This is a genomic window from Microbacterium sp. (assembly GCF_047972865.1).
GTDB lineage: Bacteria > Actinomycetota > Actinomycetes > Actinomycetales > Microbacteriaceae > Microbacterium.
This window is the reverse complement of the sequence record NZ_JBKEAY010000170.1, coordinates 1-8,297: the sequence shown is the minus strand read 5'-3', so window position 1 is coordinate 8,297 and position 8,297 is coordinate 1. Positions and strand designations below refer to the sequence as shown.

Annotated in this window: 8 protein-coding genes; 5 read left to right on the top strand and 3 right to left on the bottom strand. The window is 69.9% G+C overall.

Annotated elements, in window-relative coordinates; all coding sequences use genetic code 11:
• Positions 1-110: 110 nt before the first annotated feature.
• The 5 genes from ACK5KK_RS10500 (at position 111) to ACK5KK_RS10480 (ending at position 5,700) form a co-directional block, all read left to right on the top strand.
• Positions 111-1,103, top strand: coding sequence for an IS481 family transposase (locus ACK5KK_RS10500; protein WP_416890030.1), 993 nt, complete (start codon positions 111-113; stop codon positions 1,101-1,103).
• Between the two features lie 255 nt (positions 1,104-1,358).
• Positions 1,359-2,807: an aldehyde dehydrogenase family protein gene (locus ACK5KK_RS10495; RefSeq protein WP_416890029.1), complete on the top strand. Its 1,449-nt coding sequence runs from the start codon at positions 1,359-1,361 to the stop codon at positions 2,805-2,807.
• A 1-nt stretch (position 2,808) separates the two neighbouring features.
• Positions 2,809-4,011 carry an L-2-hydroxyglutarate oxidase gene (gene lhgO, locus ACK5KK_RS10490; RefSeq protein ID WP_416890028.1) on the top strand — a complete coding sequence of 401 codons (1,203 nt, stop codon included), beginning with the start codon at positions 2,809-2,811 and terminating at the stop codon, positions 4,009-4,011.
• 4 nt (positions 4,012-4,015) lie between these two features.
• Positions 4,016-4,465 (top strand): flavodoxin domain-containing protein, encoded by a 450-nt coding sequence (locus ACK5KK_RS10485; protein ID WP_416890027.1) that lies wholly within the window; start codon positions 4,016-4,018, stop codon positions 4,463-4,465.
• A gap of 26 nt (positions 4,466-4,491) precedes the next feature.
• A complete protein-coding gene (locus ACK5KK_RS10480; RefSeq protein WP_416890032.1) occupies positions 4,492-5,700 on the top strand; it encodes an MFS transporter in 1,209 nt (402 codons plus the stop codon).
• 131 nt (positions 5,701-5,831) lie between these two features.
• Here ACK5KK_RS10480 and ACK5KK_RS10475 read toward each other — a convergent pair whose 3' ends face one another.
• The 3 genes from ACK5KK_RS10475 to ACK5KK_RS10465 are packed head-to-tail and all read right to left on the bottom strand — an operon-like array spanning position 5,832 to position 8,130.
• The gene (locus ACK5KK_RS10475; RefSeq protein ID WP_416890026.1) at positions 5,832-6,884 is read right to left on the bottom strand and encodes a hypothetical protein; all 1,053 of its coding nucleotides are present in this window, start codon (positions 6,882-6,884) and stop codon (positions 5,832-5,834) included.
• 12 nt (positions 6,885-6,896) lie between these two features.
• The gene (locus ACK5KK_RS10470; protein ID WP_416890031.1) at positions 6,897-7,349 is read right to left on the bottom strand and encodes a GlcG/HbpS family heme-binding protein; all 453 of its coding nucleotides are present in this window, start codon (positions 7,347-7,349) and stop codon (positions 6,897-6,899) included.
• A 16-nt stretch (positions 7,350-7,365) separates the two neighbouring features.
• Positions 7,366-8,130: an alpha/beta fold hydrolase gene (locus ACK5KK_RS10465; protein ID WP_416890025.1), complete on the bottom strand. Its 765-nt coding sequence runs from the start codon at positions 8,128-8,130 to the stop codon at positions 7,366-7,368.
• Positions 8,131-8,297 lie beyond the last annotated feature (167 nt).

The window sequence follows — 8,297 nt, the reverse complement described above, 5'->3', positions numbered from 1 at the left end:
TGTTGTGTCTCGTGAGGTTGGTGTCGGTCGGCGGGTCGTGCGGTAACGGGTGAGGTCCTCCGGGTGGGATGTGAAACGACCAAGAATCACGTTCCGCCAAGGAGGACCTCGTGACCCACCGTAACGCCCCACTGACGCCGGAAGGGCGCCGCCGCGCCTGCGCGGAAGTAGACCGGGGGCGCCCGATCTGTCATGTCGCAGCCGAGTTCCGGATCGCCCGTCAAACGCTCGGGAAGTGGCACGCCCGCTGGGTCGCGGAGGGCGAACCCGGTTTGGAAGACCGGTCCAGTCGCCCGGATTCCTCGCCGCGGCAGACGCCGGTCGAGGTCGAGGACCTGATCGAGAAGCTCCGCCGCGAGCACAAGGTCGGGCCGGTGCAGCTTGCCGGGAAGCTCCGTGCGGCCGGCCACGATGTCCCGGTCTCCACGATCCACCGTGTCCTCGTGCGTCGTGGCATCAACCGGCTGCGCGATATCGCCCCGGACGGGGAGGACCTGCGCGCCCCGGTGCGCCGGTATGAGTGGGCGCGTCCGGGCGACATGGTCCACGTCGATGTGAAGAAGGTCGGCCGGATCCCCGACGGTGGCGGCTGGCGTGTCCACGGCCGCGGGTCACCTCAGGACCTCGCCGCGAAACGGCAACGCGTCGGATACGTTTACCTGCATTCCGCTACCGACGACCACTCCCGGCTGACCTACACCGAGGAACTCACCGACGAGCGCGGCGCGACCGCGGCAGGGTTCTGGCAGCGAGCAGTGAAATGGTTCCGCCGTCACGGCATCCGCCGCATCCGACGCGTGCTGACAGACAACGGCTCCTGCTACCGCTCCTGGGTCTTCGCCGCCGCGCTGGCCGCTTCGAACAGCCGCCACAAGCGCACCCGCCCCTACCGGCCGCAGACGAACGGGAAGGTCGAGCGGTACCACCGCACGATGGCCACCGAATGGCTCTACGCCCGAGCCTGGACAAGCAACGACGAACGCCGCGCGGCGCTCACAGCCGGGCTCGACCACTACCACTCCGATCGACCACACAGCTCCCTCGGAGGCAGAGCACCCATCAGCCGCGCCACCCACCCAGCTGTCACCAACCTCGCTGCATAGAACATCTAGCCACCCCACCGCCGAAACTACACCGGCGCTATCGAGACCGTACGGATTACGCGGGGTCTCGATAGCGCGGCTGTAGTCTCGCGGGTAGGCCTCGGGGGCGATAGGGGAGGGCGCGGGGTGCGCAATCTAGGCCTGCGGGATCGGTCGGCTCGGGCGGTTGCCGCCCGGCGGGAGCCCCGGGATGCTGGAACGAAGCCCGCCGGGGCGCCGCACCCTGCGCGCCCCGGCGGCGCCCCAAGGAGAACCATGAGCATCGCCGTCACCCCCAACCTCATCGCCGGCAGCTTCGTCGCCGAGGCCGGCGGCGAACCGATCGAGGTGCGCGACCCGTCCGACGACTCGGTGGTCGGGCGGGTGCCCGCCATGACCGCCGCCGACGTGGATGCCGTCATCACCGCGGCCGTCGACGGCGCGAAGACCTGGCGGGCCGCCGGCCCCCTCGCCCGCGGCCGCATCCTCCACGACGCCGCGGCACTCATCCGCGCCGCATCCGCCGATCTGATCACGCTGATCGTCAGCGAGTGGGGCAAGACCACCGCCGAGGCCACCGGCGAAGTCGGCAAGACCGCCGAGTTCTTCGAGTACTACGGCGGCATGGGCCGCGCCGCGCAGGGCGAGCTCATCCCCGACGCCCGCCCAGAGACCTTCACGATGATCCGTCGGGAACCGCTCGGTGTCGTCCTGCTGATCACGCCCTGGAATGACCCGCTGCTGACCCCAGCCCGCAAGATGGCGCCCGCCTTGATCGCCGGCAACGCCGTCGTGATCAAGCCCGCCACCGAGACGCCGCTCATCACGCTACGACTCGCCGACATCCTGCACCGCGCGGGACTTCCCGCCGGCGCCCTCGGCACGGTCACCGGACGCGGATCCCAGATCGGCGACGTCCTCACCGGCGATCCGCGCTTCGCCGCGGTGTCGTTCACGGGCTCCACCACCGTCGGCCTCGATCTGCAGCGCCGCCTGGCCGGCTCCGGGGTGCGGGTGCAGACCGAGATGGGCGGCAAGAACGCCGCCGTCATCCTCGCCGATGCCGACCTCGACCTGGCGCTGCCGGTGCTCATGGCGGGGGCGTTCGGCCAGGCCGGTCAACGGTGCACAGCCACCAGCCGGTTGCTGGTGGAACGCTCCGTCGCCGACGACGTCACCCGCCGGGTCGCGGATGCCGTCGCCGCACTCCGGGTCGGACCCGGCACCGCCGAGGGCGTCGATCTCGGTCCCGTCGTCAGCCGCGCTCAGCAATCGGACATCCGCGCACGCGTCGAAGCGGGCATCTCGGAGGGCGCCGAACTGATCGCCCGCGCCGACGTGGGCGCCGATCTCATCGACGGCGGCGCCTTCGTCGAGCCGGTGCTGCTCACCGTCGACGGCGACAACTCGCTGTGGCGGGAGGAGGTGTTCGGCCCTGTTCTCGGGATGCGGATCGTCGACTCCCTCGACGAGGCCATCGACGCCGTCAACGACTCCCCCTACGGACTGTCCAGCGCCGTGTTCACCCGGAGTCTGGCGGCCGCGTTCCGCTTCGTCGACGCGGTCGACACCGGTCAGGTGTCGGTCAACCAGCCCACCAGCGGGTGGGACATCCACCACCCGTTCGGCGGGTTCAAAGAATCGGGATCCCCGTTCAAGGAGCAGGGCGAGGAAGCGCTGCAGTTCTACACGCGGGTCAAGACCGCCGCGGTGAGGACCCACTGACATGTCCGAACAGATCGGCGTCATCGGCGGTGGGATCGTCGGAGTCGCACTGGCCCGCGAGCTGACCCAGTCCGGCGCGGAAATCACCGTGCTGGAGAAGGAGGCACGGCTGGCCGCGCACCAGACCGGCCACAACTCCGGTGTCGTACACGCCGGGCTGTACTACGCACCCGGGTCGCTGAAGGCCACACTGTGCGCGAAGGGCCGCGTGCAGATCCGTGAGTTCTGCGAGCAGAAGGGGCTGCCGTACCGCGAGGTCGGCAAGCTCGTCGTCGCCGTGGACGGGACCGAACTCGACGCGCTCGCCGAGATCGAACGGCGCTCCATCGCCAACGGCGTACCCGACCTGGCCCGCATCGACGATGTCGGCCGGCTGCGCGAGATCGAACCGCACGTCGCGGGGGTCGCCGCCGTGCACTCGCCGCACACGGCGACCGTCGATTACGCCGCGATCACCGAAGCGATGGCACAGGATGTCCGCGCCGCGGGCGGACACATCCGACTCAACAGCGACGTGACCGACATCCGCATCGAGGGCGACCGGGTGCGCGTGATCGCCGCCGGAAGCGAGCACGTGTTCGACCGGGTGATCGCCGCCGCCGGGCTGCAATCCGATGTCGTGGCGCGGCTGGTCGGTGCCGACCCGTCCCCGAAGATCCTGCCCTTCCGCGGGGAGTACTGGGAGCTGCGCCACGACCGCACCGACCTGGTGCGGGGCATGATCTACCCCGTTCCCGACCCGCGATTCCCGTTCCTCGGCGTGCACTTCACGCGCGGTGTCTACGACGACGTGCACGTCGGCCCCAACGCCGTGCCCGCCCTGGCGCGGGAAGGGTATGCGTGGTTGCGCATCTCGGCGAGGGATACCTGGGAGTCGCTGCGCTGGCCCGGCGCCTGGCCGCTGGCCAAGCAGCACTGGCGCATGGGTGTCGATGAGATCTCGGGCTCGCTCATCAAGCCCCTGTACTTCCGCAAAGCCCAGCGTTTCATCCCCGAGCTCACGTCCCGTGACCTGCACGCCAAGACCACCGCCGGCGTACGCGCGCAGGCGTGGGGTCGCGACGGGTCGCTGCTGGACGACTTCGCCGTGGATCAGATCGGCCCGGTGACGGTGCTGCGCAACGCGCCGTCGCCGGCGGCCACCAGCTCCATCGCCATCGCCCAGTACGTCGTGGAGCATTACCTCCCCGAAGCCGTAGCGTAGAACCATGCGCACGGTCGTGTTGTACGGCACCGAGTCGGGGCGGGCCGAAGCGGTCGCGCTCGGCATCGCGAAGGCGTACCCCGACCGCGACATCGACGTCGTCAACATGGCCGACGCCGCCCCGGAGGTGTTCGACTCGGCGGCCCTGTTCCTCGTCGCCTGCGCAACGCACGGCGGCGGCGAGCTGCCCGGGTTCGCCCAGTTCCTGCACGACGACCTGGAGGCGGCGGCGCCCGACCTCACCGGACTGCGATATGCGATGTTCGGCCTGGGCGACACCTCCTACCAGGAGAAATACAATCGCGGGTCGAAGCAGTTCGATGCGCTCCTGACCGCGCTCGGCGCGACACGGGTGGGCCCGTTCGGCGAGCACGACGAGATCTCACGCGCAGACCACGTCGCGCTCGGGATCGCATGGGCGGGCGAGGTGTTCGCCGCGGTCGACGCGTCGTGACCGACACCGACCCCGGTACGCGGCGGATGCTGTGGCGCTTCGCGCCGATGATCTACGGGCCGACCGTCCTGTTCGGTCTCGGTGAGGGCGCCCTGCTGCCGTTGCTTCCCGTGATCGCCGAGTCGCTGGGAGCGAGTCTGGCTCAGGCGGCGCTGCTGGCCTCGGTGATCGTGGTGGCGCGCCTCATCGGCAACCTCCCCGCGGGATGGCTGGTGGCCCGCATCGGCGAGCGGTACACCATGGCGGTCGCCGGTGGCCTGGCCCTGGCCGGAGCGTTCGGCGTGATCTTCTCCGACGGCCTGATCGGCCTCGCGGTCTCGGTCTTCGCGATCGGGCTGTGCGCGTCGGCGTTCGGCCTGGCCCGGCACGCGTTCATGACCACACGGGTGCCGCTTCGCTACCGCGCACGGGCGTTGTCGGTGCTGGGCGGCTCGTTCCGGCTGGGGATGTTCACGGGCCCGTTCGTCGCCGCCGGTGTGCTGGCCGTGTGGGGCGAGGAGCGCGCCGTCGCGTGGTTCTTCGTCGGCGCGCTGGTGGCACTCGTGGTGCTCGTGCTGACCGGCCGTGACCCCGAGGACGTGCTGGCCGCGGAAGGGTCCGCTCCCCGGCATCCCGCCGCGTCAGCCGAAGCCCGAGAGGGAGTGTTCCGCTCGATGTGGCGTCACCGCCGCGTGCTGGCGACCCTCGGGGTGTCGACCGCGGCACTGTCGGCCATGCGGCAGGCGCGCGTGTACCTGCTGCCGCTGTGGGGCGTGTCGCTGACGCTGGATGCCCAGACGATCGCACTCATCGTCGGTGTGACCGGTGCGCTGGAGTTCGCGCTGTTCTACTCCAGCGGCCAGATCATGGACCGGTGGGGGCGACTGTGGGCGTGCCTGCCGTCGATGGTGCTCATGGGCGGCGCGTTCCTCGGTCTCGCCTTCACCCACGATCTGGCCGCCTCGACGATGTGGTTTCTGGTCGGCGCGATCGTGGTCGGAGTCGGCAATGGCCTGTCCAGCGGCATCCTGATGACGCTCGGTGCCGATGTCGCCCCGCCACAGGACCCGGCCGCGTTCCTCGGGTCGTGGCGCATGCTGGCGGATGCCGGTGCGGCATCGGCCCCGCTGATCATCTCGGCCGTGACGGCGCTAGCATCGCTCCCGGTGGCGTGCGGCGTGATCGGGGTGATCGGACTCGCCGGCGCGCTCGGGTTCGGGCGCACCGTCCCCCGGTACGTCCCGCACCACCGCTGAGCCCGGCCCGCACCGGCCCGCCCCGGCCCCGCGAGACCACAGGCACGCTATCGAAACCGTGCGGAAAACGCGGGATCTCGATACCGCCGCTGCGGTCTCGCGGGTTGGGGGGCGGGTTGAGGGGCGGCGGGTCAGGCCTCGTTTCCCCACACCATCGTCGCGAACGTTTCGACGTGCTCCAGCTTGCGGCGCTGCTGCTCGATCGTCAGCGCCGCGTCGACGTAGTGGACGGGCTGGAACCCGCGGTGCGGGAGCAGGCCGATCCGCTCGTACTCGTGCTGCTCGACGGCGAGGTCCAGCCGCGCCATGACCGTGTCGATGTCCTCGAGCTCCGGGTCAAACGCGTCGAGGATGCCGAGGCCGATCTGCTTCTCGTTCGGCACCAGCTGCGGCAGGTTTTGCGCGACGGCGGCATCCGTGTGATAGGGGAACGTGAACTTGTCGTACCCGGTCGAGAACAGTTTCTCGGCCCGCTCCGTGTCGATGGGCCGGTCGGTGTGCGCACCCCACCCGATGGTGAGGGCGACCTTCTGGTCCTCCTCCGCTTCGATGCCGTCAACGACCGCCTGATCGATCTGCAGCGCTTCCTCGAAGGACAACTCGCCGCCGTCCGAGCCGGTGAGGTACGCCGCGTAGTCCGGGTTGTCGAACTGCACGAACTTCACCCCGATCTCGAACAGCAGCTCCAGCTCGTCGTGCAGCAGCTCGGCGATCGCGTCGCCGAGCGCGGCCGCCCCCGGATAAGCCCGCGTCGTGGCGTCGGAGTATGTCTGCGCGGCGATGTGGGCCGCCGACGGCAGCTTCACCTTCACCGGGAACCCGGTGTTCTCCAGCAGGAACCGCGCGGCGTCGGTCGCGATCGGCTTCTTGGGGCGCAACGGCGCCTCGACGGTCCAGACACCGAGTCCGTCCGCGGTCTTCGCGTCCGGCACGCGGACGAACCCGCCGACCGACTGCAGCACGGCGCTGCGGTAGTCGCCGTCGCGGTAGTTGCCGTCGCTGATGCACGACAGCGCCAGCCGGCGCTGATAGCTGATGAAGTCGATGATCTCGGTGTTCTCGACTTCTTCGCGATCGGCGGCGGTGATCTCACCGGCACGGAACTGGTGACGGGCCTGCTGGATCGGGTCGGGTCGGACGTTGTCGCCGTGGTTGTCGATACGGTACGCGAACAGGTTGGCCATGGTCGTTCCCTCTCAGTCTTTCTCAGCGCGCGCGTCGCGGGCGCCCGCCCACTCGGCGAAATCGGTCTCGTAGCCCAGCTCGGCGAGGATGGTCTGCGCCAGTTCCTCGTCCTCACCGGGGGTGCCGCCGGACACCCCGACGCCGCCGACGAACTCGCCGCCGCGCTTGAGGGTGACCCCGCCGCCGGTGGCGACGATGGGGAACTGCCCCATGTCGCCGACCTTGCCGAAGAACACCGGGTCGGACTGCGACCAGCCCTTGAGCATGCCGCTGGGGCGCTGCATGACGGCGGAGGTGTAGGCCTTCGACAGGGCGATCAGGGGCGTCATCGGGCGAGCCCCGTCGAAACGGCGGATGCTGACGACGAAACCGCCCGAGTCGACGACGGCGATCGACAGTCCTTTCCCCAGCCGCAGGGCCTCTCGCTCGGCGACGACCATGATCTTCTCGGCGTCGTCCTGCATCACGTTGGCGGGCCTGTCAGTTCCTTCCCAGCTCGGCGGCGAGCTTGGCTACAGCGGTGTTGAACAGGTCGGGGCGTTCCCAGTACATGGAGTGCGGTGCCCCGGGCACGACCTCCAGGAGTGAACCCGGCACCAGTTCGTGCGCCCGGGTGACGGTGGCGGGGCTGAGCACGGCATCCCTCTGTCCCGCCAGGAACGCCAGGCGGATGCCGGCGACGTCCTCGATGGAGGGACCGTCGCTGGCGAGGTTGCGCAGATCCTGCATGCGCGCCGTATTGAACGTCCCCATCTGGGTGAACAGGAACGTCTTGGCCGGGTCATCCGCGCGGAACTGCGCCGTGAGCAGCCGATCGATCACCGGCAGCTTCTCGGCTTCGGCCCGGTCGGCCTTCACGAGCGGAGTGATGTCGGGATGGTCGATACCACCGAGGGAGTGCGCCAGGATCACCCCGCTCACCCGGTCGGGCACCCGGAGTGCAGCCTTGAGGGCGGCGGCCGCCCCGATCGACTGGCCGAGCAGCACGGCGCCGCGCAGGTCGGCAGCCTCGATCACGGCGACGATGTCACCGGGGAAGTGGCGACTGTCGAACGTGTCGTCGTCGTCGGAGTTGCCGAATCCGCGCAGGTCGAGCGTGACGACGGTGTGCCGGTCGCGGAGGGCCGCGACCTGCTGCCACCACGCGGCGTGGTGGCCGCCCGAGCCGTGCACGAGCAGCAGTGGCGGTCCCTCGCCGTGTGTCTCGTAGTAGATGCGGGTTCCGTCGTTGTCGACGATCGGCATGACATCCCTCCTCAGGGCGTGCGGGCAGACGCCGGTGTCCGTCACTGGCATCGCTCGGGGTGGATCAGTCGGGGCGCTTGCCGTGGAACACGAGCTCGATCATGGTGTGGTCGGGGTCGTGGATGTAGCAGAACTTCGACTGGTTCTCGGGGCGCTCGACGGGCCGG

Bases quoted from the DNA above. Each gene is read 5' to 3' on its own strand.
- ACK5KK_RS10495 (WP_416890029.1), top strand. From the start codon at position 1,359: ATGAGCATCGCCGTCACCCCCAACCTCATCGCCGGCAGCTTCGTCGCC.
- lhgO (WP_416890028.1), top strand. From the start codon at position 2,809: ATGTCCGAACAGATCGGCGTCATCGGCGGTGGGATCGTCGGAGTCGCA.
- ACK5KK_RS10485 (WP_416890027.1), top strand. From the start codon at position 4,016: ATGCGCACGGTCGTGTTGTACGGCACCGAGTCGGGGCGGGCCGAAGCG.
- ACK5KK_RS10480 (WP_416890032.1), top strand. From the start codon at position 4,492: ATGCTGTGGCGCTTCGCGCCGATGATCTACGGGCCGACCGTCCTGTTC.
- ACK5KK_RS10475 (WP_416890026.1), bottom strand. From the start codon at position 6,884: ATGGCCAACCTGTTCGCGTACCGTATCGACAACCACGGCGACAACGTC.
- ACK5KK_RS10470 (WP_416890031.1), bottom strand. From the start codon at position 7,349: ATGCAGGACGACGCCGAGAAGATCATGGTCGTCGCCGAGCGAGAGGCC.
- ACK5KK_RS10465 (WP_416890025.1), bottom strand. From the start codon at position 8,130: ATGCCGATCGTCGACAACGACGGAACCCGCATCTACTACGAGACACAC.